Origin of the sequence: Microvirga ossetica, from assembly GCF_002741015.1 — a bacterium.
GTDB lineage: Bacteria > Pseudomonadota > Alphaproteobacteria > Rhizobiales > Beijerinckiaceae > Microvirga > Microvirga ossetica.
The window spans coordinates 4,419,525-4,442,819 of sequence record NZ_CP016616.1; the positions used below are offsets into that span (position 1 = coordinate 4,419,525).

Here is a 23,295-nt window from a genome sequence, read left to right on the forward strand (position 1 = left end):
CTGGGGCCGTTGTGTCGTCAAAGAGAGGTCCAGCTTCTTGGCGACGCTTCAGAAGGTCTGGAAACGGACCTGAATTCTTGCGGTTAGCGGGCGGTTTGAGCCGCCGGGCGGCTAATCGAGAAGCCTGACCTTCGGGGTTCTCGATTAGCTGTGTATGAGGAACGAGGTCCAGATGGCCAACACACTGATCGGCCGGAAGCGCATTCGCAAGTTCTTCGGAAAAATCAAGGAAGTGGCGGAGATGCCGAACCTCATCGAGGTTCAGAAGGCATCCTACGACCAGTTCCTGATGGTCGAAGAGCCAAAGGGTGGCCGGCCGGAAGAGGGCTTGCAAGCCGTCTTCAAATCGGTTTTCCCGATTTCGGACTTTTCGAATACTGCCCTGCTCGAATTCGTGAAGTACACGTTCGAGCCTCCGAAATACGACGTCGACGAGTGCCGCCAGCGGGGCATGACCTTTGCTGCGCCGCTCAAGGTCACGCTGCGCCTGATCGTGTTCGATGTGGACCCGGATACCGGCGCCCGCTCCGTGAAGGACATCAAGGAGCAGGACGTCTACATGGGCGACATGCCGCTCATGACCGACAACGGCACCTTCATCGTGAACGGCACCGAGCGCGTGATCGTCTCGCAGATGCACCGCTCGCCGGGCGTGTTCTTCGACCACGACAAGGGCAAGACGCATTCCTCGGGCAAGCTGCTGTTCGCTGCCCGCATCATCCCGTATCGCGGTTCCTGGCTCGACATCGAGTTCGACGCCAAGGACATCGTCTACGCACGTATCGACCGCAAGCGTAAGCTCCCGGTCACGTCTCTGCTCTACGCTCTGGGCCTCGACGGCGAGGAGATCCTCGATACGTTCTACAACCACATCGCCTACAAGCGGGACGGCGATGCCTGGTCCGTGCCGTTCGATGCCGAGCGCATGAAGGGCTTCAAGGCTTCCGCGGACCTGATCGACGCCAAGAGCGGCGAGGTTGTGCTCGAGGCTGGCAAGAAACTGACCGCCCGCACCGCCCGCCAGCTGGCCGAGAAGGGCCTCAAGAACCTTCGCGCGACGGACGAGGACCTCTACGGCCAGTACATCGCGGAAGATCTCGTGAACCCCTCCACCGGCGAGATCTATGCCGAGGCGGGCGACGAGATCACCGAGAAGCTGCTGAAGGGCCTGGAAGATGCCGGCTTCACCGAGATTCCGGTGCTCGACATCGACCACGTCACGGTCGGCCCGTACATCCGCAACACGCTCGCCGTCGACAAGGCCTCCTCCCGTGAGGACGCCCTGTTCGACATCTACCGCGTCATGCGTCCGGGCGAGCCGCCGATCCTCGAGACGGCGGAAGCGATGTTCAACTCGCTGTTCTTCGACGCCGAGCGCTACGACCTCTCGGCCGTCGGCCGCGTGAAGATGAACATGCGCCTCGACCTCGACGCCGAGGACACCGTGCGCACGCTTCGCCGCGAGGACATCCTCGCGGTGACGAAGGCGCTCGTGGACCTGCGCGACGGCAAGGGCGAGATCGACGACATCGACCACCTCGGCAACCGCCGCGTGCGCTCGGTCGGCGAGCTCATGGAAAACCAGTACCGCCTCGGCCTGCTCCGCATGGAGCGTGCGATCAAGGAGCGCATGTCGTCGGTCGATATCGACACCGTCATGCCGCAGGACCTGATCAACGCGAAGCCCGCGGCTGCCGCGGTGCGCGAGTTCTTCGGCTCGTCGCAGCTGTCGCAGTTCATGGACCAGACCAACCCGCTCTCCGAGGTCACGCACAAGCGTCGTCTCTCGGCGCTTGGCCCGGGCGGTCTGACCCGCGAGCGCGCCGGCTTCGAGGTGCGCGACGTGCACCCGACCCATTACGGCCGCATCTGCCCGATCGAGACGCCGGAAGGCCCAAACATCGGTCTGATCAACTCGCTGGCCACCTTCGCGCGCGTCAACAAGTACGGCTTCATCGAGACGCCGTTCCGCCGCGTGCGCGACAGCCGCGTGACGGACGAGGTGATCTATCTCTCCGCCATGGAAGAGGCGAAGTACAACATCGCCCAGGCCAACTCGCCGCTGGATACGAAGGGCACCCTGACGGAAGAGCTCGTGATCTGCCGTCGCGCCGGTGAAAACATCGTCGCGGCTCCCGATCGCGTCGACCTGATGGAAGTGTCGCCGAAGCAGCTCGTGTCGGTCGCCGCCGCGCTCATCCCGTTCCTCGAGAACGACGACGCGAACCGCGCTCTCATGGGCTCGAACATGCAGCGTCAGGCCGTGCCTCTGGTTCAGGCGGACGCTCCGTTCGTCGGCACCGGCATGGAAGCGGTCGTCGCCCGTGACTCGGGCGCCGCGATTGCTGCCCGCCGCACCGGCGTGGTCGACCAGGTGGACGCGACCCGTATCGTTATCCGCGCGACGGAGAACACGGATCCGACCCGTCCCGGCGTCGACATCTACCGGCTGCAGAAGTTCCAGCGCTCCAACCAGTCGACCTGCATCACGCAGAAGCCGCTGGTTCGCGCCGGCGACATCGTGCGCAAGGGCGACATCATCGCCGACGGTCCGTCGACCGAATACGGCGAGCTGGCGCTCGGCCGGAACGTGCTCGTCGCGTTCATGCCGTGGAACGGCTACAACTTCGAAGACTCGATCCTGCTCTCCGAGCGGATCGTGAAGGAAGACGTCTTCACCTCGATCCATATCGAAGAGTTCGAGGTGATGGCCCGCGACACGAAGCTGGGTCCTGAGGAAATTACGCGCGACATTCCGAACGTGTCGGAAGAGGCGCTTAAGAACCTCGACGAGGCCGGCATCGTGTATATCGGCGCCGAGGTCCATGCGGGCGACATCCTCGTCGGCAAGATCACGCCGAAGGGCGAAAGCCCGATGACGCCGGAAGAGAAGCTTCTGCGCGCCATCTTCGGCGAGAAGGCCTCCGACGTCCGCGACACCTCGCTGCGCGTGCCCCCGGGCGTGACCGGCACGATCGTCGAAGTCCGTGTCTTCAACCGTCACGGCGTCGACAAGGACGAGCGCGCCCAGGCCATCGAGCGCGAGGAAATCGAGCGTCTCGCGAAGGATCGCGACGACGAGCAGGCGATCCTCGACCGCAACACCTATGCGCGCCTGGCTGAGATCCTCACCGGCAAGAGCGGCGTTGCGGGCCCGAAGGGCTACAAGAAGGACGCGAAGATCACCCGCGAGCTCCTCAACGAGTATCCGCGGTCGCAGTGGTGGCAGTTCGCGGTCGAAGACGATGCTCTGATGACCGAGATCGAGGCCATGCAGAAGCAGTACGACGAGTCGAAGAAGCGCCTCGAACAGCGCTTCCTCGACAAGGTCGAGAAGCTGCAGCGTGGCGACGAGCTTCCTCCCGGCGTCATGAAGATGGTCAAGGTCTTCGTGGCCGTGAAGCGTAAGATCCAGCCGGGCGACAAGATGGCTGGCCGTCACGGCAACAAGGGTGTCGTGTCGCGCATCGTGCCGATCGAGGACATGCCTTTCCTTGAGGACGGCACCCATGCCGATATCGTGCTCAACCCGCTCGGCGTGCCGAGCCGCATGAATGTCGGTCAGATCCTCGAGACGCATCTGGGCTGGGCCGCTGCCGGTCTCGGCAAGCAGGTCGCGCAGGCGGTCGATGCCTACATGAAGTCGGGCAAGTCCAATGCGCTGCGCGAGCAGCTCGTGTCGATCTACGGCAAGCTGCCTGAGATCGAGCAGGCTTCGGACGAGGAGCTGGTCGATCTCGGCAACAAGCTGCGTCGCGGCGTTCCGTTCGCCACGCCCGTCTTCGACGGCGCGAAGGAGTCGGACATCGAGGCCATGCTGGAGAAGGCCGGGCTGAACCCGTCGGGTCAGGTGACGCTCTACGACGGCAAGACCGGCGAGGCGTTCGACCGCAAGGTGACCGTGGGCTACATCTACATGCTGAAGCTCCACCACCTCGTGGACGACAAGATCCACGCCCGCTCCATCGGCCCCTACAGCCTCGTCACCCAGCAGCCGCTGGGCGGCAAGGCCCAGTTCGGCGGCCAGCGCTTCGGCGAGATGGAGGTGTGGGCTCTGGAGGCTTACGGCGCCGCCTACACCCTGCAGGAAATGCTCACCGTCAAGTCGGACGACGTGGCCGGCCGTACGAAGGTCTACGAGGCCATCGTTCGCGGCGACGACACCTTCGAGTCGGGCATTCCGGAGAGCTTCAACGTTCTCGTGAAGGAAATGCGCTCGCTCGGCCTGAACGTGGAGCTGACCAACTCCAAGAAGGCTGCCAACGAGCAAGGGCAGCTGCCACCCTCCGAAGCCGCGGAATAAGCGCTCGGCGGTTCGAGTTTGACGTTCGGCCGCGGCGATGATGCCGCGGCCACAATGCAATTGCCGGTGAGGGTGCTTATCTACGCGCCCTTCAGCCCAGGAGACGGCGATGAATCAAGAGGTCATGAATCTCTTCAACCAGACGGCCCAGCCGCAGAGCTTCGATCAGATCAAGATCTCGATCGCGAGCCCTGAGAAGATTCTGTCCTGGTCCTACGGCGAGATCAAGAAGCCGGAGACCATCAACTACCGTACGTTCAAGCCCGAGCGCGACGGCTTGTTCTGCGCGCGCATCTTCGGTCCCATCAAGGACTACGAGTGCCTGTGCGGCAAGTATAAGCGCATGAAGTACAAGGGCGTCATCTGCGAGAAGTGCGGCGTCGAGGTGACGCTGGCCCGCGTCCGTCGCGATCGCATGGGTCACATCGAGCTCGCCGCCCCCGTCGCTCACATCTGGTTCCTGAAGTCCCTGCCGAGCCGCATCGGTCTGCTGCTCGACATGACCCTGAAGGATCTGGAGCGCATCCTCTATTTCGAGTCCTACATCGTCGTCGATGCGGGCCTGACGCCGCTCAAGGACCGTCAGCTCCTCACCGAGGAGGAATATATCCGCGCTCAGGACGAGTACGGTGAAGATTCCTTTACGGCCATGATCGGCGCGGAAGCGATCCGCCGGATCCTGCAGGAGCTCGACCTCGAGAAGACCGCGCAGGACATCCGCGAGGAGATCGCGGTCACCACGTCCGAGCTGAAGCCCAAGAAGCTCATGAAGCGCCTCAAGATCATCGAGGCCTTCGTCCAGTCGGGCAACAAGCCCGAGTGGATGATCATGACCGTCGTTCCGGTGATCCCGCCGGACCTGCGTCCGCTCGTGCCGCTCGACGGCGGCCGCTTCGCGACCTCGGACCTGAACGACCTCTATCGCCGCGTCATCAACCGCAACAACCGCCTGAAGCGGCTCATGGAGCTGCGCGCTCCGGACATCATCGTCCGCAACGAGAAGCGCATGCTGCAGGAGGCGGTCGACGCCCTGTTCGACAACGGCCGCCGCGGCCGCGTCATCACCGGCGCCAACAAGCGTCCGCTGAAGTCGCTCGCCGACATGCTGAAGGGCAAGCAGGGCCGCTTCCGCCAGAACCTGCTCGGCAAGCGCGTCGACTACTCGGGCCGTTCGGTCATCGTGGTCGGTCCGGAGCTCAAGCTGCACCAGTGCGGCCTGCCGAAGAAGATGGCGCTCGAGCTGTTCAAGCCGTTCATCTACGCCAAGCTCGACGCACGCGGCCTGTCCGCCACCGTCAAGCAGGCGAAGAAGCTCGTCGAGAAGGAGAAGCCGGAAGTCTGGGATATCCTGGACGAGGTCATCCGCGAGCATCCGGTTCTCCTGAACCGCGCTCCGACCCTGCACCGTCTCGGCATCCAGGCCTTCGAGCCCACCCTCATCGAGGGCAAGGCGATCCAGCTGCACCCGCTCGTCTGCGCCGCGTTCAACGCGGACTTCGACGGCGACCAGATGGCCGTCCACGTGCCGCTCTCGCTCGAGGCGCAGCTCGAAGCCCGCGTGCTGATGATGTCGACCAACAACATCCTGCACCCGGCCAACGGGCAGCCGATCATCGTGCCGTCGCAGGACATCGTTCTCGGCCTTTACTATCTCTCCATCGTCTCCGACGGTCAGCCCGGCCAGGGCAAGGCCTTCGCCGACATGGGCGAGATCGAGCATGCCCTGAACGAGAAGGTCATCACGCTCCACACCAAGATCCGCTACCGCTGGGAAGGCCTGGACGAGGACGGCAAGCCGGTGTCGAAGATCGTCGACACCACGGCCGGCCGCGTCATGCTCTCGCGCCTGCTGCCGAAGCACCCGATGCTTCCCTTCGACGTCGTGAACAAGCTCATGACGAAGAAGGAGATCTCCAACATGATCGATGCCGTCTATCGGCATTGCGGTCAGAAGGAGTCGGTGATCTTCTGCGATCGCATCATGGGCCTCGGGTTCTACAACGCGTTCAAGGCCGGCATCTCGTTCGGCAAGGACGACATGGTGATCCCGGAGAACAAGTGGGAGATCGTCGAGGAGACCCGTTCCCTCGCGAAGGACTACGAGCAGCAGTACCAGGACGGCCTCATCACCCAGGGCGAGAAGTACAACAAGGTTGTCGACGCCTGGGCGAAGTGCTCGGACCGCCTCGCGGCCGAGATGATGAACCGCATCTCCACGGTGCAGAAGGACGAGAACGGCCGCGACAAGCCGGTCAACTCGATCTACATGATGTCCCACTCGGGCGCTCGTGGTTCGCCGGCGCAGATGAAGCAGCTCGCGGCGATGCGCGGCCTCATGGCCAAGCCGTCCGGCGAGATCATCGAGACGCCGATCATCTCGAACTTCAAGGAAGGCCTCGACGTTCTCGAGTACTTCAACTCGACCCACGGCGCCCGTAAGGGCCTGGCCGACACCGCGCTCAAGACGGCGAACTCAGGCTACCTGACCCGCCGCCTCGTCGACGTGGCGCAGGACGCGGTCATCCGTGAGCCGGATTGCGGCACCGAGAGGGGCATCAAGATGCGCGCCATCATCGACGCCGGCCAAGTGGTCGCGTCGCTGGCTTCGCGCATCCTCGGCCGCTCGACGGCTGAGGATCTGGTTGCCCAGGACGGCACCGTCATCGTTCCGCAGGGCACGATGATCGAAGAGCAGCACCTCGAGGCGATCGGCGCTGCCGGCATCCAGGAGGTGAAGATCCGCTCCGTGCTCGTCTGCGAGTCGAAGAACGGCGTCTGCGCCACCTGCTACGGCCGCGACCTGGCCCGGGGAACCCCGGTCAACCACGGCGAGGCTGTCGGCGTCATCGCTGCGCAGTCCATCGGCGAGCCGGGCACGCAGCTCACCATGCGTACCTTCCACATCGGCGGTGCGGCTCAGATCGCGGATTCGTCCTTCATCGAGTCGAGCTTCGAAGGCAAGATCGGCTTCCGCAACAAGAACATCGCGCGCAACTCGGACGGGGATCTCGTCGTCATGGGCCGCAACGTGGCTGTTGTGATCACCGGTGCGGACGGCGCCGAGCGGGCGGTTCACCGCCTGCAATACGGCTCCCGCCTGAAGGTGGACGAGGGCGACACGATCAAGCGCGGTCAGCGCATTGCCGAGTGGGACCCTTACTCCCGTCCGATCCTCACGGAGATCGACGGTACGGTGGGCTACGAGGATCTCGTCGACGGCGGATCGATGATCGAGTCGATGGACGAGTCGACCGGCATCGCCAAGCGCGTGGTCATCGACTGGCGCGGTTCTCCCCGTACGGCGGACCTGCGTCCGGCGGTGGTCATCCAGGGCTCCGGCGGCAAGGTGGCCAAGGTCGCCCGCGGCGGCGACGCCCGCTACCTTCTGCCCGTGGATGCGATTCTCGCGTCGGATCCAGGCTCGAAGGTCAAGGCCGGCGATATCCTCGCCCGTGTCTCGACCGAGAGCGCCAAGACCCGCGACATCACGGGCGGTCTGCCGCGCGTGGCGGAGCTGTTCGAGGCCCGTCGTCCGAAGGATGCGGCCATCATCGCGGAGAAGTCCGGCACGATCCAGTTCGGCCGTGACTACAAGAGCAAGCGTCGTCTGACGCTGAACCCGCACGATGGTTCGGAGCCGGTGGAGTACCTGATCCCGAAGGGCAAGCACATCCACCTGCAGGACGGTGACGTGGTCGAGGTCGGCGACTTCATCGTCGACGGCAACCCGGCACCGCACGACATCCTGGCGATCAAGGGCGTCGAGGAGCTCGCAGCTTACCTCGTGAACGAGATCCAGGAGGTCTACCGCCTCCAGGGCGTGCTCATCAACGACAAGCACATCGAGGTGATCGTTCGCCAGATGCTGCAGAAGGTCGAGATCACCGACGGCGGCGATTCCGAGCTGCTCGCCGGCGAGCAGGTGGACCGCCTCGAGCTCGAGGAGATCAACGAGCGTCTGGTGTCCGAGAAGAAGAAGCCCGCCGACGGCGTGCCGGTTCTGCTCGGTATCACCAAGGCCTCGCTGCAGACCCGCTCCTTCATCTCGGCAGCGTCGTTCCAGGAGACCACCCGCGTCCTCACGGAGGCGGCGGTCAACGGCAAGGTCGATACGCTAGAGGGCCTGAAGGAGAACGTGATCGTCGGCAGCCTGATCCCCGCCGGCACCGGTGCCCTGACGTCTCAGATCAAGGCCGTGGCGACCCATCGCGACGAACTGATCCTGCAGCAGAAGCGCTCCGAGTCCCAGGCTCAGGTCAGCGAGCTGCCGCCTGCAGCCGAGTAACCTGCCAGGCTTTACAAGAACGAAAAGGCCGCCTCCGGGCGGCCTTTTTCATGCCGGGTCGACGATTTTGACGAGGCCGAGCTTGGCCAGCAGAAGCAGACTTTGGATGAGAATGGCAGCCGGCATGCCCTGCTTCGCGGCGAGAATGTCCCTGGCTGCGGCGCCCTGAGGGCCGACCTGCTTCCACACATCGAGGAGCAGGGCCGACGAGAGGTCAGGGGTCGCATTCACCAATGCGATCTTCAGCGCGAGCCGCTGCGAGACCTCGTCTTCATGCACACCGGCCACCGGCACGATCTTATGGTGGCCTGAAAACCTGGCCGTCGGAAAACCGGCAAAGAGTTCGAACGGGTCGGGACGGGCAGGCCAGAGGGCGGCTTTGTCCCGAGGGGAGGGCGGGGACGTGTCTCCGGCCGCTCTCATGCGCGCGAGCTCGTCCCACAGCTCCTCGTAAGCCTTCACGATGACCTTCCAGTCGAACAGTGCCTTCGCCCGGGCAGCGCCGTTCGTCCCCATGCGTCGGCGCAGGTCGGGATCGGAGGCCAGGCGCTCAAATGCAGTGGTCGTCGCGTCGATATCGACGACGACGGCCGTCGAAGCCTGGCCGATATAGGAATCGTAACTGTCGAGCTCCAGCGCGTGGCGGATCGCAAGGCGCTGCCCAGCTCCGGGAGGCGGGGTCATGGTCGGGACGGCAAAGCCGTCGATGCCGTCTCGGACCGTATCCTTGTAACCGTCCCAGTCGGTCACCACCACCGGCAGGCCTGCAGCCATAGCTTCGATAGGGGTCAGGCCGAAGGTCTCCTGAATATTGTCAGACAGGGAGCAGAACACGTCGGCCGAAGCCCAGGCCCTGGTTCGCAAGTCGGGTTCGCGTCCGTCCAGGATGATGGACCGCACGGAAGGGCAAAGCTTGGCGCGGGCGTCGGCGAAGGCCTGGACGATCTGGTCGTTGGCGGCCCAGCCGCACTCGACCAGAACCACCCGGTGGTGGGCGGCGAGGCGTTCGAGCGCGAGGTACATCGGGGCCGGATTGGCCTTGGCATGAAAGGACAGCCGGCCGAGAAACAGAACCACGAAGTCGCTAGCGCCGACCCCGAGCGCGGCGCGTGCCGCGTCCCGATGCCCTGAATGACCGGCCTGGGAGCCACAATCGACGCCCAGAGGAACACGGGCAGCTGCGGCCTGACGAAGCGGCTCGCCCCGAGCTGTCGAGTCAGGTATTCCTCCTGCCGCGAGAACAGGGTCTCGATCACCTCCAGGGACGCGTTGGAGGTGCAGATGATGGCATCCCAGGGCTGAACCGGAGCCGTCAGCAGGCCGGTAAGACCGTCCATCGCCCGGGCGGAGGAGAGGGTGTGGTTCACGCCGCACAGGCTCCAGGCTCGGGAACCGTGAAGCTCGCGCTGCCAGGCCTGCGCCGCGTTGATGGGACTCGGTGTGAAGAGACATCCGACCCCTTTCAATGCTCCCGCCTTGGCCGCAACGATGTAATCGGGCGAGCTGTCGGGGCGGAAGTCCTTGATGAACCGACAGAATTCGTCGCCCAATTTCGGATTCTTCACATATCCTGTAACGGTTTGTCCGGAAGCATGGCGGGCGAATGCCGAAAGGAAGCCGTAACCGGCAAAATGGCGACCCATAGGCTTACCATGGGCCACTTGATAAGCTTCGGTCTCGAAATGGATCGCTGCGGTCACGTCGGCGGCCTTGAGTGGATCGTTATTCCATAACTTTGCTTTCGGCTCTAGGGAACCCATCTGGGGCGGGGATCGGCACAGCTTTTGACCGGCTGGCGGCGCCTTACGGGATCGTTACCGAAAAGTGTTGACTTTCGGCGACTCGGAGGCTAGAGAGACCGAACTTTCCGGCTGGCCGTAGGTTTCCGCGAGTTGAAGCGCCTAGCTTCGACCCATGCCACCTAAACGCTGCCGAACTCAACCTTGACTGACGAATGTCAGATTTAGGGCACGACCGCGGTCAAATCATCGTGGTCCTCTGCAATCGCACCGCGCCAGGGGCTTACCCAAGTCAATGGCGTGGCTTCGTTTTGTGCAACCTGAAAAGGTCCGCAGAAGCGAAGGCAGCGTTCAACCGTTGAAGACACACTCAAAGGCCACCGGGTCGGTGGCTGGTGAAAGAGGGCACAGGATGCCAACGATCTCTCAGCTGATCCGCAAGCCGCGGACGGCGCAAAAGAGCCGGAATAAGGTTCCCGCGCTTGAGGCCTGCCCGCAGAAGCGTGGCGTGTGCACGCGCGTTTATACGACGACCCCGAAGAAGCCGAACTCGGCTCTGCGTAAGGTCGCAAAGGTTCGTCTGACGAACGGGTTCGAAGTCATCGGGTACATCCCGGGCGAAGGCCACAACCTTCAGGAGCACTCCGTGGTCATGATCCGCGGCGGCCGCGTGAAGGATCTTCCGGGTGTCCGTTATCACATCCTCCGCGGTGTCCTCGACACCCAGGGCGTGAAGAATCGTAAGCAGCGTCGTTCGAAGTACGGCGCGAAGCGGCCGAAGTAAGCCGTCAACAGTCATTGAGGTCGGAGCTAGCTCATGTCCCGCCGCCATAGCGCCGAAAAGCGTGAGATCATCCCGGATCCGAAGTTCGGGGATATCGTCGTTACGAAGTTCATGAACTCCATCATGTACGACGGTAAGAAGTCTGCTGCCGAGAGCATCGTCTACGGTGCATTCGACAGCATCGAGAGCCGCGCCAAGGCGAACCCGCTTGAGGTCTTCAAGCAGGCCCTCGACAACGTCGCTCCGGCGATCGAGGTGCGTTCCCGCCGCGTCGGCGGTGCCACGTATCAGGTCCCGGTCGAGGTTCGTACGGAGCGCCGTCAGGCTCTCGCGATCCGCTGGATCATCCAGGCCGCCCGCGGCCGCAACGACAAGACCATGGTCGAGCGCCTCTCCGCCGAGCTGCTCGATGCATCGAACAACCGCGGCAATGCCGTCAAGAAGCGCGAAGACACCCACCGTATGGCGGAAGCCAACCGTGCGTTCTCGCATTACCGCTGGTAAAGGCCTGAGGAGCTGAGCGATGCCCCGCACGCACGCGATTGAGGACTACCGGAATTTCGGCATCATGGCCCACATTGATGCCGGCAAGACCACCACGACCGAGCGCATCCTTTACTACACCGGAAAGTCCCACAAGATCGGTGAAGTGCACGAGGGTGCCGCCACCATGGACTGGATGGAGCAGGAGCAGGAGCGTGGCATCACGATCACGTCCGCTGCGACCACCTGCTTCTGGAACGACAAGCGCCTGAACATCATCGACACCCCCGGCCACGTCGACTTCACCATCGAAGTCGAGCGTTCGCTGCGCGTGCTCGACGGCGCCGTCTGCGTTCTCGACGGCAACCAGGGTGTCGAGCCCCAGACCGAGACCGTCTGGCGCCAGGCCGACAAGTACGACGTTCCGCGTATCGTGTTCGTCAACAAGATGGACAAGACCGGCGCCGACTTCTTCAAGTGCGTGGCCGACATCATCGACCGCGTGGCCGGCAAGCCCGTCTGCCTTCAGCTGCCGATCGGCTCTGAGAGCAACTTCCAGGGCGTGATCGACCTCATCAAGATGAAGGCGATCGTCTGGAATGGCGAGGCTCTCGGCGCTTCCTACAGCGAAGAAGAGATCCCGGCCGAGCTGAAGGATCAGGCTGTCGAGTATCGCGGCAAGCTGATCGAAGCTGCGGTCGAGATGGACGACGATGCCATGGTGGCTTACCTGGACGGCACTGAGCCGGACGATGCTACCCTGCGCCGGCTCGTTCGTACCGCCGTGCAGCGTCGCGCGTTCCACCCGGTTCTCTGCGGCTCGGCGTTCAAGAACAAGGGCGTTCAGCCGCTCCTCGACGCCGTCGTCGACTTCCTGCCGTCCCCGGTTGACCGCGGCGCTGTGGAAGGCATCGACTTCAAGACCGAGGAGCCGACCGTTCGCAAGCCGACCGACGACGATGCGTTCTCCATGCTCGCCTTCAAGATCATGGACGACCCCTTCGTTGGCACGATCACCTTCTGCCGCGTCTATTCGGGCAAGGTCGAGGCCGGTTCCTCGATCCTGAACTCGACCCGCGACAAGAAGGAGCGCGTCGGCCGCATGCTTCTCATGCATGCGAACAACCGCGAGGACATCAAGGAAGCCCATGCCGGCGACATCGTCGCTCTGGCCGGCCTCAAGGACGTCCGCACCGGCGACACGCTCTGCGATCCGATCAAGGCTGTGATCCTCGAGAAGATGGAGTTCCCCGAGCCCGTCATCGAGATCGCGATCGAGCCGAAGTCGAAGGCCGACCAGGAAAAGCTTGGTCTGGCTCTCTCGAAGCTGGCTGCCGAGGATCCGTCCTTCCGCGTCTCGACCGACCAGGAGTCGGGCCAGACGATCCTGAAGGGCATGGGCGAGCTTCACCTCGACATCAAGGTCGACATTCTCCGTCGCACCTACAAGGTCGATGCGAATATCGGCGCTCCGCAGGTTGCCTATCGCGAGACGATCACGAAGAAGGCCGAGATCGACTACACCCACAAGAAGCAGACCGGCGGTACCGGCCAGTTCGCTCGCGTGAAGATCGTCGTCCAGCCGAACGAGCAGGGCGCCGGCTTCTCCTTCGACTCGAAGATCGTCGGCGGTGCGGTTCCGAAGGAATACATCCCCGGCGTCGAAAAGGGCCTTCAGTCGGTGGTGGGCGCTGGCGTCATTGCCGGCTTCCCGGTGGTCGACCTCAAGGTCGAGCTCATCGACGGTGCCTTCCACGAAGTCGACTCGTCGGCCCTGGCCTTCGAAATCGCTTCTCGCGCCGCTCTCCGTGAGGCCCTCCAGAAGGGCGGATCGGTTCTGCTCGAGCCGGTGATGAAGGTCGAGGTCGTGACCCCCGAGGACTACACGGGTTCGGTCATCGGCGACCTGAACTCCCGTCGCGGTCAGATCCAGGGTCAGGACATGCGCGGCAATGCCGTGGTCATCAATGCGATGGTCCCGCTCGCCAACATGTTCGGCTACGTGAACACCCTGCGCTCCATGAGCCAGGGCCGGGCCAACTACACGATGCAGTTCGACCACTACGAGCAGGTGCCGTCGAACGTGGCTGCCGAGGTTCAGGCGAAATACGCCTGAGCCCACTAAGCGAAAATTGAACGATCAAAGGAACGGGTGCCACGATGGCGAAGGAAAAGTTTGAGCGGAATAAGCCGCACTGCAACATTGGGACGATTGGCCATGTTGACCATGGCAAGACGTCTCTGACGGCGGCGATCACGAAGGTTCTGGCGGAGTCGGGCGGGGCGACGTTTACGGCGTACGACCAGATCGACAAGGCTCCGGAGGAGAAGGCGCGCGGGATCACGATCTCGACGGCGCATGTCGAGTACGAGACCAAGAACCGGCACTATGCCCACGTGGACTGCCCCGGTCACGCCGACTACGTGAAGAACATGATCACGGGTGCGGCGCAGATGGACGGCGCGATCCTGGTGGTGTCCTCCGCCGACGGGCCGATGCCGCAGACGCGCGAGCACATCCTTCTGGCGCGCCAGGTCGGCGTTCCGGCGCTGGTGGTGTTCATGAACAAGGTCGACATGGTCGACGACGCCGAGCTGCTCGACCTGGTCGAGCTCGAGGTGCGCGAGCTTCTGTCGAAGTACGACTTCCCGGGCGACGACATCCCGATCGTGAAGGGCTCGGCCCTGTGCGCTCTGGAGGACCGTTCGCCGGAGATCGGCCGTGAGCGCGTGCTCGAGCTGATGGCCGAGGTCGACCGCTACATCCCGCAGCCGGAGCGTCCGGTTGACCAGCCGTTCCTGATGCCGATCGAGGACGTGTTCTCGATCTCGGGCCGCGGCACGGTGGTGACGGGCCGCGTCGAGCGCGGCATCGTGAAGGTCGGCGAGGAAGTGGAGATCGTGGGTCTTCGCGACACGCAGAAGACGACGGTGACGGGCGTGGAGATGTTCCGCAAGCTGCTCGACCAGGGCCAGGCGGGCGACAACGTGGGCGTGCTGCTGCGCGGCACGAAGCGCGAGGACGTGGAGCGCGGCCAGGTGCTGTGCAAGCCGGGCTCGATCAAGCCGCACACGAAGTTCAAGGCCGAGGCGTACATCCTGACGAAGGAAGAGGGCGGTCGTCATACGCCGTTCTTCGGCAACTACCGTCCGCAGTTCTACTTCCGCACGACGGACGTGACGGGCGTGGTGACGCTGCCCGAGGGCACCGAGATGGTGATGCCGGGCGACAACATCACGATGGAAGTGACGCTGATTGCGCCGATCGCCATGGAGGAGAAGCTGCGCTTCGCCATCCGTGAAGGCGGCCGCACCGTCGGCGCCGGCGTCGTCGCCGCCGTCATCGATTAATTCTGAGGATCTTTGGATAGCGGCCGCGTTTCGGCTCGGCCGCTTCCATCGTTGAATGGATAAGCCATGAACGGTCAAAACATTCGTATTCGCCTTAAGGCGTTCGATCACAGGATCCTCGACGCTTCGACACGGGAAATCGTGTCGACCGCGAAGCGGACCGGCGCTCAGGTTCGCGGGCCCATCCCGCTGCCGACGCGCATCGAGCGCTTTACGGTGCTTCGCTCGCCGCACATCGACAAGAAGTCGCGCGAGCAGTTCGAGATGCGCACTCACAAGCGTGTTCTCGATATCGTGGACCCCACCCCGCAGACGGTTGACGCTCTGATGAAGCTCGATCTCGCTGCTGGTGTGGACGTGGAAATCAAGCTCTAAGCCGTCGGGCTTGGAGCTTTCGGTAGACACGCCGAGAGGATACGCACATGCGCTCAGGCGTCATTGCACAGAAAGTCGGGATGACCCGCATCTTCACGGATGCCGGTGAACATGTCCCGGTCACGGTTTTGAAGGTCGACAGCTGTCAGGTTGTGGCCCACCGGACCAAAGAGAAGAACGGCTACACCGCGCTGCAGGTCGGCGTCGGCAAGGCCAAGGTGAAGAACGTTTCAAAGGCCGAGCGGGGCAGTTTCGCCATTGCTCAGGTCGAGCCGAAGCGCAAGCTCGCGGAGTTCCGCGTCTCCGAGGATGCCTTCATCCCGGTCGGCGCCGAGATCACCGCTGATCACTTCATTGCCGGTCAGTTCGTGGATGTCACGGGCATCACGACCGGTAAGGGCTTCGCCGGCGGCATGAAGCGCTGGAACTTCGGCGGACTGCGCGCCACGCACGGCGTGTCGGTTTCCCACCGCTCGATCGGTTCGACCGGCGGCCGCCAGGATCCGGGCAAGACGTTCAAGAACAAGAAGATGCCGGGTCACCTGGGTGTCGAGCGCGTGACGACGCAGAACCTGCGCGTCGTGTCGACCGACGTCGAGCGCGGTCTGATCCTCGTCGAAGGCGCCGTTCCCGGCGTCGCCGGCGGCTGGATCTTCGTCCGCGACGCGGTGAAGCGCAAGCTGCCGAAGGAAGTGCCGATGCCCGGTTCGTTCCGCACCGGCAACGACGCTGCGCCGGCCGCCCAGGCTGAGCAGGCCCAAGAGGAGAATGCGTGATGAAACTCGATATCACCACGCTTGAAGGCGCAACGGCCGGTTCGGTCGATCTAAACGAGGCCATCTTCGGTCTCGAGCCGCGCGCCGATCTGCTTGCCCGTTGCGTCCGCTGGCAGCTTGCGAAGCGCCAGGCCGGCACGCACGCCGTCAAGAATCGTTCGGATATCGACCGGACAACGAAGAAGGTCTACAAGCAGAAGGGCACCGGCAGCGCCCGTCACGGCGCCGCGAGCGCTCCCCAGTTCCGGGGCGGCGGTCGTGCCTTCGGTCCGCAGGTCCGCAGCCATGCTCACGACCTGCCCAAGAAGGTTCGTGCTCTCGCTCTGAAGCATGCGCTCTCGTCCAAGGCCAAGGATTCTTCGCTCGTCGTGATCGACGACGTGAAGCTCTCCGAGCCGAAGACGAAGGCTCTTATCGAGCGCTTCGGCAAGCTCGGCCTCGGCAACGCCCTGATCATCGGCGGCGCCGAGATCGAGACGAACTTCCAGCGGGCTGCTCGCAACATCCCGAACATCGACGTCCTGCCGGTGCAGGGCATCAACGTCTATGACATCCTGCGTCGCGAGAAGCTCGTTCTCACGAAGTCGGCTGTCGATGCGCTGGAGGCGCGCTTCAAATGAGCCTGGATCCGCGCCATTACGATGTGATCGTGAGCCCGGTCATCACCGAGAAGGCCACGGCCCTGTCCGAACAGAACAAGGTCGTCTTCAAGGTTCGACTGGATGCGACGAAGCCGCAGATCAAAGAAGCGGTTGAGAAGCTGTTCGATGTCAAGGTGAAGAGCGTCAACACGCTCGTCACCAAGGGCAAAGTGAAGATGTTCCGCGGCACCCGCGGCCAGCGGTCGGACGTGAAGAAGGCGGTTGTAACCCTCGCTGAGGGCCAGACCATCGACGTCACGACGGGCCTCTGATCGGTTGAGAGAGTGATCCGATGGCTTTGAAAACATTCAAACCAATCACCCCCGGCCTGCGCCAGCTGGTGATCGTCGACCGCAGCGAGCTCTACAAGGGCAAGCCGGTCAAGAAGCTGACGGAGGGCAAGAGCTCCTCCGGCGGCCGCAACAACCTGGGTCGCGTGACCGTCCGCTTCCGTGGCGGCGGGCACAAGCGCACCCTGCGCCTGGTCGACTTCAAGCGTCGCGCCCGTCTGGGCGATGTGGCGACCGTGGAGCGGATCGAGTACGATCCGAACCGCACCGCCTTTATCGCACTCATCGGTTACGCCGACGGCGAGCAGTCCTACATCCTGGCTCCGCAGCGTCTGGCTGTCGGCGATCAGGTGTCGGCCGGCGAGCAGGTCGACATTAAGCCGGGCAACGCGATGCCGATCGGCAACATGCCGGTGGGAACGATCATCCACAATGTCGAGCTCAAGATCGGCAAGGGCGGCGCTTTGGCCCGTTCGGCCGGCACCTACGCTCAGATCGTGGGTCGTGACCAGGGCTATGTGACGGTCCGCCTGAACTCCGGCGAGCAGCGCATGGTCCATGGCCTGTGCTTCGCCAGCGTCGGTGCGGTGTCGAACCCGGACCACATGAACACCTCGATCGGTAAGGCCGGTCGCAATCGCTGGCTTGGCAAGCGTCCGCACAACCGCGGCGTCTCCATGAACCCGATCGACCACCCGCACGGTGGTGGTGAGGGTCGCACCTCCGGCGGTCGTCACCCGGTGTCCCCATGGGGCGTTCCGACCAAGGGCAAGAAAACCCGTTCGAACAAGCGGACCGACAAGTTCATCGTGTCGAGCCGTCACGCTCGGAAGAAGTAAGGATAGAGGCACGTCATGGCACGTTCGCTTTGGAAGGGTCCGTTCGTCGACGGCTACCTCCTCAAGAAGGCCGAGGCTGCCCGTGGTTCGGGCCGCAACGAGGTCATCAAGATCTGGAGCCGCCGCTCCACGATCCTCCCGCAGTTTGTGGGCCTCACGTTCGGGGTCTACAACGGTCAGAAGCACATTCCCGTCAACGTGAGCGAGGAAATGGTGGGTCACAAGTTCGGCGAGTTCTCGCCGACCCGCACCTTCCACGGCCACGCGGCGGACAAGAAGGCGAAGAGGAAGTAAGATGGGTAAGGCCGCGATTCCTCGCGCACTGAGCGACACAGAGGCTCAAGCCGTCGCTCGCATGCTGCGCGTCAGCCCCCAGAAGCTCAATCTTGTTGCGGCCCTCATCCGCGGCAAGAAGGTTTCTTCGGCTCTCGCCGATCTCGAGTTCTCCCGCAAGCGCATCGCTCGCGACGTGAAGAAGTGCCTCGAGAGCGCCATCGCCAACGCCGAGAACAACCACAATCTCGATGTGGACGATCTCGTCGTCAGCCAGGCTTATGTCGGCAAGGCGCTCGTCATGAAGCGCTTCCACGCCCGGGCCCGTGGCCGGGGTGCTCGTATCATGAAGCCCTTCTCGAACCTCACGATCGTGGTTCGGGAAGTTGCCGAACAGGCATAAAGGAGAACCAGATGGGTCAGAAAGTTAACCCGATCGGTCTTCGGCTCGGCATCAACCGGACCTGGGACTCGCGCTGGTTCGCCGGCAAGGGCGAGTACGCCAAGCTGATGCATGAGGACATGGCGATCCGCGAAGCTCTCATGAAGCAGCTGAAGCAGGCCGCCGTCTCGAAGATCGTCATCGAGCGTCCGCACAAGAAGTGCCGCGTCACCATCCACTCGGGTCGCCCGGGCGTGGTGATCGGCAAGAAGGGCGCGGACATCGAGAAGCTGCGCAAGCTCGTCGCCAAGATGACGGACGCCGACGTGGCGATCAACATCGTCGAAGTCCGCAAGCCGGAAGTCGATGCGACGCTGGTGGCCGACTCGATCGCCCAGCAGCTCGAGCGCCGCGTTGCGTTCCGCCGTGCCATGAAGCGTGCCGTTCAGTCGGCCATGCGTCTGGGCGCCGAGGGCATCCGTATCAACTGCTCGGGCCGTCTGGGTGGCGCTGAAATCGCCCGCCTGGAATGGTACCGCGAGGGCCGCGTTCCGCTGCACACGCTGCGTGCGGATGTGGATTATGGTACGTCCACGGCCTTCACGACCTATGGCACCTGCGGCATCAAGGTCTGGATCTTCAAGGGCGAAATCCTTGAGCACGATCCGATGGCCCAGGACAGACGGATGAACGACGAAGGAGGCCGCTCCGGTGGCCGCCGCGAGCAAGCGGCGTAACCGAGGGGTAGGAGAGGTTTGCTATGTTGCAACCGAAGAAAACCAAGTTCCGTAAGCAGTTCAAGGGCCGCATCTCCGGCACCGCGAAGGGCGGCACGGACCTCAACTTCGGCCAGTTTGGCCTGAAGGCGATGGAACCCGAGCGTGTCAACGCTCGCCAGATCGAGGCGGCCCGCCGCGCCATCACCCGCGCCATGAAGCGCGCGGGCCGGGTGTGGATCCGCATCTTCCCGGACGTGCCGGTGTCGTCGAAGCCGACCGAAGTGCGTATGGGTAAGGGCAAGGGCGCTCCTGAATTCTGGGCGGCCAAGGTGAAGCCTGGCCGTATCATGTTCGAGATCGACGGCGTGGCCGAGGATATCGCTCGCGAGGCCCTTCGCCTCGGCGCTGCGAAGCTTCCGATCAAGACGCGCTTCATCCAGCGCATTGCCGAGTAAGGAGGGGATCATGAAGTCTAAGCAGAGAGCCTCCGACCTCAACGCGATGTCGAAGGATCAGTTGTCGGACGAGTTGCTGAACCTGAAGAAGGAGCAGTTCAACCTCCGCTTCCAGCGCGCGACCGGCCAGCTTGAGAACACCGGGCGCGTCCGCGAGGTCCGTCGGGACATCGCCCGCGTCAAGACGCTGCAGCGCCACAAGGCTGCTGCGGCTAAGGCTTAAGAGGAAATCGAGATGCCGAAGCGCGTTTTGCAGGGCGTCGTTGTCAGCGATAAGCAGGACAAGACGGTCGTTGTGAAGGTGGAGCGCCGTTTCACGCACCCGGTCATGAAGAAGACCGTGCGTAAGACGAAGAACTACCACGCTCACGACGAGAACAACACAGCCAAGGTGGGCGACACGGTCTTCATCGAAGAGACCAAGCCGCTCTCCAAACTCAAGACCTGGGTGCTCGTCGACCAAGCAAAGGCCTAAAAAGTCTTCGCTAGGGGTTGTCTAGTAGGGGCGGTTCGTGTATACGGCCGCCTCTCTCGACATTTGAAGGGCAGGGGACATTAGATCCCCGTCAGGCGTAGTCCGGGGGGCAATAGTGCCTTTTGCCCGGAAACCTGTCTGAAACAAAGGAAAGGATCAAAGCCATGATCCAGATGCAGACGAATCTTGACGTCGCCGATAATTCCGGCGCCCGTCGCGTGATGTGCATCAAGGTTCTCGGCGGTTCGAAGCGTAAATACGCTTCCGTGGGCGATATCATCGTCGTATCCGTGAAAGAGGCTATTCCGCGCGGTCGCGTGAAGAAGGGCGATGTCATGAAGGCAGTCGTCGTTCGCACCGCGAAGGACATCCGCCGCGTAGACGGCTCGGTCATCCGTTTCGACCGCAATGCCGCCGTTCTGATCAACAATCAGAAAGAGCCGGTCGGCACCCGTATCTTCGGCCCCGTTCCGCGTGAACTGCGTGCCAAGAACCACATGAAAATCATTTCGCTTGCGCCGGAGGTGCTCTAATGGCCGCGAAGATCAAGAAGGGCGATAAGGTCGTCGTCCTGACCGGTCGCGACAAGGGCAAGACCGGTGAAGTCGTGCAGATGCTTCCGAAGGAAGAGCGTGCACTCGTCCGTGGCGTGAACCTCGTGAAGCGTCACCAGCGCCAGACGGCAAACACCGAGGGTGGCATCATCTCGAAAGAGGCGTCGATCCACCTGTCGAACCTGGCTTACGCAGACCCGAAGGACGGCAAGCCGACCCGGGTTGGTTTCAAAGTTCTCGAAGACGGCCGCAAGGTCCGTTTCGCCAAGCGTTCGGGGGACCTGATCGATGGCTAAGGCTCAGGTGGACGGCTACACGCCGCGGATGAGGAAGCACTACGAGGAAGTGGTGCGTCCGAAGCTGATTGAAGAATTCGGCTACAAGAACCCCATGGAAGTGCCGGCGATCGAGAAGATCGTCCTCAACATGGGCGTTGGCGAATCGACCGCCGACTCGAAGAAGGCTTCGGTCGCGGCTGCCGATCTCGCTCTCATCGCCGGCCAGAAGCCGGTGATCACGAAGGCCCGCAAGGCTATCTCGCAGTTCAAGGTTCGCGAGGGCATGCCGATCGGTGCCAAGGTTACGCTGCGCAAGGCTCGGATGTTCGAGTTCCTTGACCGCCTCGTGACCGTCGCGCTTCCCCGCGTCCGCGACTTCCGGGGTCTGAACCCCAAGTCGTTCGACGGCCGCGGCAACTACGCGATGGGTATCAAGGAGCACCTGGTGTTCCCTGAGATCAATTACGACAGGGTCGAGCAGGTCTGGGGCATGGACGTCATCATCACCACTACGGCGAAGACTGACGACGAAGCCCGGGCCCTGCTGCGTCACTTCAACTTCCCGTTCCGGCAGTGAGGATGACCGTCCTCAAACGCGGACACTGGAGATAAAAGCATGGCTAAGAAAAGCGCTATTGAGAAGAACAAGCATCGTCGCGAGCTGGTGAAGAAGTTCGCCGGCCGTCGCGAGCGCCTCCTGGCGGTCGCAAACGACGAGTCGAAGTCGATGGAGGAGCGCTTCGAGGCGCGCCTCAAGCTGGCTGAGCTGCCGCGCAATGCGAGCAAGACCCGTATCCGCAACCGTTGCGAGATTACGGGCCGTCCGCGTGCGTATTACCGCAAGCTCGGCATGTCGCGTATCGCTCTGCGCGAGCTCGGCAACAAGGGCCTGATTCCTGGCCTCGTGAAGTCCAGCTGGTAAGGGGAGCACCTGATGATCAACGATCCGTTGGGCGATATGCTCACCCGTATCCGCAACGCGCAGATGCGCCGTCGCGGTACCGTTTCCACCCCTGGCTCGAAGCTTCGCGCTCGCGTCCTCGAGGTTCTCAAGTCCGAGGGCTACATCCGCGACTATTCGCAGACCGAGTTCGGCAATGGCCGGACGGAGTTTTCGATCGAGCTGAAGTACTATGACGGCCAGCCGGTGATCCGCTCCATCGAGCGAGTCTCCAAGCCGGGCCGCCGCGTGTATGCCTCCGTCGACACCATGCCTCGCGTGGCCGACGGTCTCGGCGTCACCATTCTCTCGACGCCCCAGGGCGTGATGGCCGATCACGAGGCCCGGGAGAAGAACGTGGGCGGCGAAGTGCTCTGCAAGGTCTTCTAAGACTAAGCACCCGCACAGAACCACGGAGATTCGAAAATGTCCCGAGTAGGCAAGAAACCCGTTCCGGTTCCGTCAGGTGTGACGGCGACCGTTGACGGACAGATGGTGAAGGTTAAGGGCACGAAGGGCGAGCTCTCGTTCGTCGTTCCCGAAGAAGTGTCGGTTGCTCTTGCAGACGGCGCCGTGGCGGTGAACCCGCGCGACGAGTCCAAGACGGCCCGTGCGAAGTGGGGCATGTCCCGCGCTCAGGTGGCGAACCTGGTCGAGGGCGTGTCCAAGGGCTTCGAGAAGCGCCTCGAGATCAACGGCGTCGGCTACAAGGCCGCCGTTGCCGGCAAGGTGCTGAAGCTGTCGCTGGGCTATAGCCACGACATCGACTACGCGATCCCGGCCGGTGTCACGATCACGACGCCGAGGCCGACCGAGGTGGTCGTTGCCGGTATCGACAAGCAGGTCGTCGGTCAGACCGCCGCCGAGATCCGCGAATATCGCGGTCCGGAGCCCTACAAGGGCAAGGGTGTGAAGTACTCCGACGAGTTCATCTTCCGCAAGGAAGGCAAGAAGAAGTAAGGACGACGTATCATGGCTGAGAAGAAAGGCGCTGAAGATCGCCGCAAGGCTCGTGTGCGCCGTGCGATCAAGAAGGCAGCGAATGGCCGTCCGCGTTTGTCGGTCTTCCGTTCGTCCAAGCAGATCTATGCCCAGGTCATCGATGACGTGCGCGGCCACACGGTCGCCTCGGCTTCGACGCTCGAGGCTGACGTCAAGGGCAAGCTCAAGACCGGCGCCACCGTCGATGCGGCGAAGGAAGTGGGCAAGCTCGTGGCTGAGCGCGCGGTTCAGGCCGGCGTGAAGCAGGTCATCTTCGACCGCTCGGGCTACCTCTATCACGGCCGCGTCAAGGCTTTGGCCGACGCTGCCCGTGAAGGCGGTCTGGATTTCTAACGGCGGGTTTAATCCAAC

The 23,295-nt window shown here is 63.1% G+C and carries 25 protein-coding genes; 24 read left to right on the plus strand and 1 reads right to left on the minus strand.

All coding sequences use genetic code 11. The annotated features are described in order from the left end of the window. The first annotated feature begins 172 nt into the window (after window positions 1-172). Window positions 173-4,303 (plus strand): DNA-directed RNA polymerase subunit beta, encoded by a 4,131-nt coding sequence (gene rpoB, locus BB934_RS21100; protein WP_099511383.1) that lies wholly within the window; start codon window positions 173-175, stop codon window positions 4,301-4,303. Between the two features lie 109 nt (window positions 4,304-4,412). Further along, window positions 4,413-8,588: a DNA-directed RNA polymerase subunit beta' gene (gene rpoC / locus BB934_RS21105; RefSeq protein WP_099511384.1), complete on the plus strand. Its 4,176-nt coding sequence runs from the start codon at window positions 4,413-4,415 to the stop codon at window positions 8,586-8,588. 48 nt (window positions 8,589-8,636) lie between these two features. Here rpoC and BB934_RS21110 read toward each other — a convergent pair whose 3' ends face one another. Further along, on the minus strand, window positions 8,637-9,665 hold the full coding sequence (locus tag BB934_RS21110) for a glycosyltransferase family 4 protein (RefSeq protein WP_237050038.1): 1,029 nt from the start codon (window positions 9,663-9,665) through the stop codon (window positions 8,637-8,639). 1,074 nt (window positions 9,666-10,739) lie between these two features. Between BB934_RS21110 and rpsL the strand changes: the two genes are divergently transcribed. From rpsL to rplR, 22 genes are all read left to right on the plus strand, one after another. Further along, on the plus strand, window positions 10,740-11,111 hold the full coding sequence (gene rpsL, locus BB934_RS21115) for a 30S ribosomal protein S12 (RefSeq protein ID WP_009764294.1): 372 nt from the start codon (window positions 10,740-10,742) through the stop codon (window positions 11,109-11,111). A gap of 33 nt (window positions 11,112-11,144) precedes the next feature. Next, window positions 11,145-11,615, plus strand: coding sequence for a 30S ribosomal protein S7 (gene rpsG / locus BB934_RS21120; RefSeq protein ID WP_009764295.1), 471 nt, complete (start codon window positions 11,145-11,147; stop codon window positions 11,613-11,615). 19 nt (window positions 11,616-11,634) lie between these two features. Beyond that, the gene (gene fusA / locus BB934_RS21125; protein ID WP_099511386.1) at window positions 11,635-13,710 is read left to right on the plus strand and encodes an elongation factor G; all 2,076 of its coding nucleotides are present in this window, start codon (window positions 11,635-11,637) and stop codon (window positions 13,708-13,710) included. A gap of 44 nt (window positions 13,711-13,754) precedes the next feature. Further along, the gene (tuf, locus tag BB934_RS21130; RefSeq protein ID WP_099511374.1) at window positions 13,755-14,945 is read left to right on the plus strand and encodes an elongation factor Tu; all 1,191 of its coding nucleotides are present in this window, start codon (window positions 13,755-13,757) and stop codon (window positions 14,943-14,945) included. Between the two features lie 66 nt (window positions 14,946-15,011). Further along, on the plus strand, window positions 15,012-15,320 hold the full coding sequence (gene rpsJ, locus BB934_RS21135; RefSeq protein ID WP_009764298.1) for a 30S ribosomal protein S10: 309 nt from the start codon (window positions 15,012-15,014) through the stop codon (window positions 15,318-15,320). A gap of 47 nt (window positions 15,321-15,367) precedes the next feature. Next, on the plus strand, window positions 15,368-16,096 hold the full coding sequence (gene rplC, locus BB934_RS21140; RefSeq protein WP_099511387.1) for a 50S ribosomal protein L3: 729 nt from the start codon (window positions 15,368-15,370) through the stop codon (window positions 16,094-16,096). Further along, window positions 16,096-16,716, plus strand: a complete 621-nt coding sequence (rplD, locus tag BB934_RS21145) for a 50S ribosomal protein L4 (protein WP_099511388.1) — start codon at window positions 16,096-16,098, stop codon at window positions 16,714-16,716. Before rplC ends, rplD begins: the two co-directional genes overlap by 1 nt. Next, a complete protein-coding gene (locus BB934_RS21150) occupies window positions 16,713-17,009 on the plus strand; it encodes a 50S ribosomal protein L23 (RefSeq protein WP_099511389.1) in 297 nt (98 codons plus the stop codon). Before rplD ends, BB934_RS21150 begins: the two co-directional genes overlap by 4 nt. A 20-nt stretch (window positions 17,010-17,029) precedes the next feature. Next, window positions 17,030-17,866 (plus strand): 50S ribosomal protein L2, encoded by an 837-nt coding sequence (gene rplB, locus BB934_RS21155; protein WP_099511390.1) that lies wholly within the window; start codon window positions 17,030-17,032, stop codon window positions 17,864-17,866. Window positions 17,867-17,881: 15 nt separating this feature from the next. After that, a complete protein-coding gene (rpsS, locus tag BB934_RS21160; RefSeq protein WP_099511391.1) occupies window positions 17,882-18,160 on the plus strand; it encodes a 30S ribosomal protein S19 in 279 nt (92 codons plus the stop codon). A 1-nt stretch (window position 18,161) separates the two neighbouring features. Continuing rightward, window positions 18,162-18,542, plus strand: a complete 381-nt coding sequence (rplV, locus tag BB934_RS21165) for a 50S ribosomal protein L22 (RefSeq protein ID WP_099511392.1) — start codon at window positions 18,162-18,164, stop codon at window positions 18,540-18,542. 11 nt (window positions 18,543-18,553) lie between these two features. Further along, window positions 18,554-19,258 carry a 30S ribosomal protein S3 gene (gene rpsC / locus BB934_RS21170; RefSeq protein WP_099511393.1) on the plus strand — a complete coding sequence of 235 codons (705 nt, stop codon included), beginning with the start codon at window positions 18,554-18,556 and terminating at the stop codon, window positions 19,256-19,258. A 23-nt stretch (window positions 19,259-19,281) separates the two neighbouring features. Next, on the plus strand, window positions 19,282-19,695 hold the full coding sequence (gene rplP / locus BB934_RS21175; protein WP_099511394.1) for a 50S ribosomal protein L16: 414 nt from the start codon (window positions 19,282-19,284) through the stop codon (window positions 19,693-19,695). Between the two features lie 10 nt (window positions 19,696-19,705). Further along, on the plus strand, window positions 19,706-19,918 hold the full coding sequence (gene rpmC / locus BB934_RS21180; RefSeq protein WP_099511395.1) for a 50S ribosomal protein L29: 213 nt from the start codon (window positions 19,706-19,708) through the stop codon (window positions 19,916-19,918). A gap of 12 nt (window positions 19,919-19,930) precedes the next feature. After that, a complete protein-coding gene (gene rpsQ, locus BB934_RS21185; RefSeq protein WP_099511396.1) occupies window positions 19,931-20,170 on the plus strand; it encodes a 30S ribosomal protein S17 in 240 nt (79 codons plus the stop codon). Between the two features lie 164 nt (window positions 20,171-20,334). Then, complete coding sequence (rplN, locus tag BB934_RS21190) at window positions 20,335-20,703, plus strand: 50S ribosomal protein L14 (RefSeq protein ID WP_099511397.1); 369 nt, start codon at window positions 20,335-20,337, stop codon at window positions 20,701-20,703. Next, the gene (gene rplX / locus BB934_RS21195) at window positions 20,703-21,020 is read left to right on the plus strand and encodes a 50S ribosomal protein L24 (RefSeq protein WP_099511398.1); all 318 of its coding nucleotides are present in this window, start codon (window positions 20,703-20,705) and stop codon (window positions 21,018-21,020) included. Before rplN ends, rplX begins: the two co-directional genes overlap by 1 nt. Next, window positions 21,013-21,579, plus strand: a complete 567-nt coding sequence (gene rplE / locus BB934_RS21200; RefSeq protein ID WP_099511399.1) for a 50S ribosomal protein L5 — start codon at window positions 21,013-21,015, stop codon at window positions 21,577-21,579. Before rplX ends, rplE begins: the two co-directional genes overlap by 8 nt. 39 nt (window positions 21,580-21,618) lie before the next feature. Then, entirely contained in the window at window positions 21,619-21,924 is a 306-nt protein-coding gene (rpsN, locus tag BB934_RS21205) for a 30S ribosomal protein S14 (RefSeq protein WP_036358373.1), read from the plus strand. Window positions 21,925-21,936: 12 nt separating this feature from the next. Then, a complete protein-coding gene (gene rpsH, locus BB934_RS21210; protein ID WP_099511400.1) occupies window positions 21,937-22,332 on the plus strand; it encodes a 30S ribosomal protein S8 in 396 nt (131 codons plus the stop codon). Window positions 22,333-22,368: 36 nt separating this feature from the next. Next, window positions 22,369-22,902, plus strand: a complete 534-nt coding sequence (rplF, locus tag BB934_RS21215; protein WP_099511401.1) for a 50S ribosomal protein L6 — start codon at window positions 22,369-22,371, stop codon at window positions 22,900-22,902. A gap of 12 nt (window positions 22,903-22,914) precedes the next feature. Further along, window positions 22,915-23,277, plus strand: a complete 363-nt coding sequence (gene rplR, locus BB934_RS21220) for a 50S ribosomal protein L18 (RefSeq protein ID WP_099511402.1) — start codon at window positions 22,915-22,917, stop codon at window positions 23,275-23,277. Window positions 23,278-23,295 lie beyond the last annotated feature (18 nt).

Bases quoted from the DNA above. Each gene is read 5' to 3' on its own strand.
- rplN (WP_099511397.1), top strand. From the start codon at position 20,335: ATGATCCAGATGCAGACGAATCTTGACGTCGCCGATAATTCCGGCGCC.
- rpsH (WP_099511400.1), top strand. From the start codon at position 21,937: ATGATCAACGATCCGTTGGGCGATATGCTCACCCGTATCCGCAACGCG.
- rplX (WP_099511398.1), top strand. From the start codon at position 20,703: ATGGCCGCGAAGATCAAGAAGGGCGATAAGGTCGTCGTCCTGACCGGT.
- tuf (WP_099511374.1), top strand. From the start codon at position 13,755: ATGGCGAAGGAAAAGTTTGAGCGGAATAAGCCGCACTGCAACATTGGG.
- rplB (WP_099511390.1), top strand. From the start codon at position 17,030: ATGGCTTTGAAAACATTCAAACCAATCACCCCCGGCCTGCGCCAGCTG.
- BB934_RS21150 (WP_099511389.1), top strand. From the start codon at position 16,713: ATGAGCCTGGATCCGCGCCATTACGATGTGATCGTGAGCCCGGTCATC.
- rplE (WP_099511399.1), top strand. From the start codon at position 21,013: ATGGCTAAGGCTCAGGTGGACGGCTACACGCCGCGGATGAGGAAGCAC.
- rplV (WP_099511392.1), top strand. From the start codon at position 18,162: ATGGGTAAGGCCGCGATTCCTCGCGCACTGAGCGACACAGAGGCTCAA.
- rpsC (WP_099511393.1), top strand. From the start codon at position 18,554: ATGGGTCAGAAAGTTAACCCGATCGGTCTTCGGCTCGGCATCAACCGG.
- rplD (WP_099511388.1), top strand. From the start codon at position 16,096: ATGAAACTCGATATCACCACGCTTGAAGGCGCAACGGCCGGTTCGGTC.
- fusA (WP_099511386.1), top strand. From the start codon at position 11,635: ATGCCCCGCACGCACGCGATTGAGGACTACCGGAATTTCGGCATCATG.
- rplC (WP_099511387.1), top strand. From the start codon at position 15,368: ATGCGCTCAGGCGTCATTGCACAGAAAGTCGGGATGACCCGCATCTTC.
- rpsJ (WP_009764298.1), top strand. From the start codon at position 15,012: ATGAACGGTCAAAACATTCGTATTCGCCTTAAGGCGTTCGATCACAGG.
- rpsL (WP_009764294.1), top strand. From the start codon at position 10,740: ATGCCAACGATCTCTCAGCTGATCCGCAAGCCGCGGACGGCGCAAAAG.
- rplR (WP_099511402.1), top strand. From the start codon at position 22,915: ATGGCTGAGAAGAAAGGCGCTGAAGATCGCCGCAAGGCTCGTGTGCGC.
- rpsG (WP_009764295.1), top strand. From the start codon at position 11,145: ATGTCCCGCCGCCATAGCGCCGAAAAGCGTGAGATCATCCCGGATCCG.
- rpsS (WP_099511391.1), top strand. From the start codon at position 17,882: ATGGCACGTTCGCTTTGGAAGGGTCCGTTCGTCGACGGCTACCTCCTC.
- rpoB (WP_099511383.1), top strand. From the start codon at position 173: ATGGCCAACACACTGATCGGCCGGAAGCGCATTCGCAAGTTCTTCGGA.
- rpsQ (WP_099511396.1), top strand. From the start codon at position 19,931: ATGCCGAAGCGCGTTTTGCAGGGCGTCGTTGTCAGCGATAAGCAGGAC.
- rplF (WP_099511401.1), top strand. From the start codon at position 22,369: ATGTCCCGAGTAGGCAAGAAACCCGTTCCGGTTCCGTCAGGTGTGACG.
- rpmC (WP_099511395.1), top strand. From the start codon at position 19,706: ATGAAGTCTAAGCAGAGAGCCTCCGACCTCAACGCGATGTCGAAGGAT.
- rplP (WP_099511394.1), top strand. From the start codon at position 19,282: ATGTTGCAACCGAAGAAAACCAAGTTCCGTAAGCAGTTCAAGGGCCGC.
- rpsN (WP_036358373.1), top strand. From the start codon at position 21,619: ATGGCTAAGAAAAGCGCTATTGAGAAGAACAAGCATCGTCGCGAGCTG.
- rpoC (WP_099511384.1), top strand. From the start codon at position 4,413: ATGAATCAAGAGGTCATGAATCTCTTCAACCAGACGGCCCAGCCGCAG.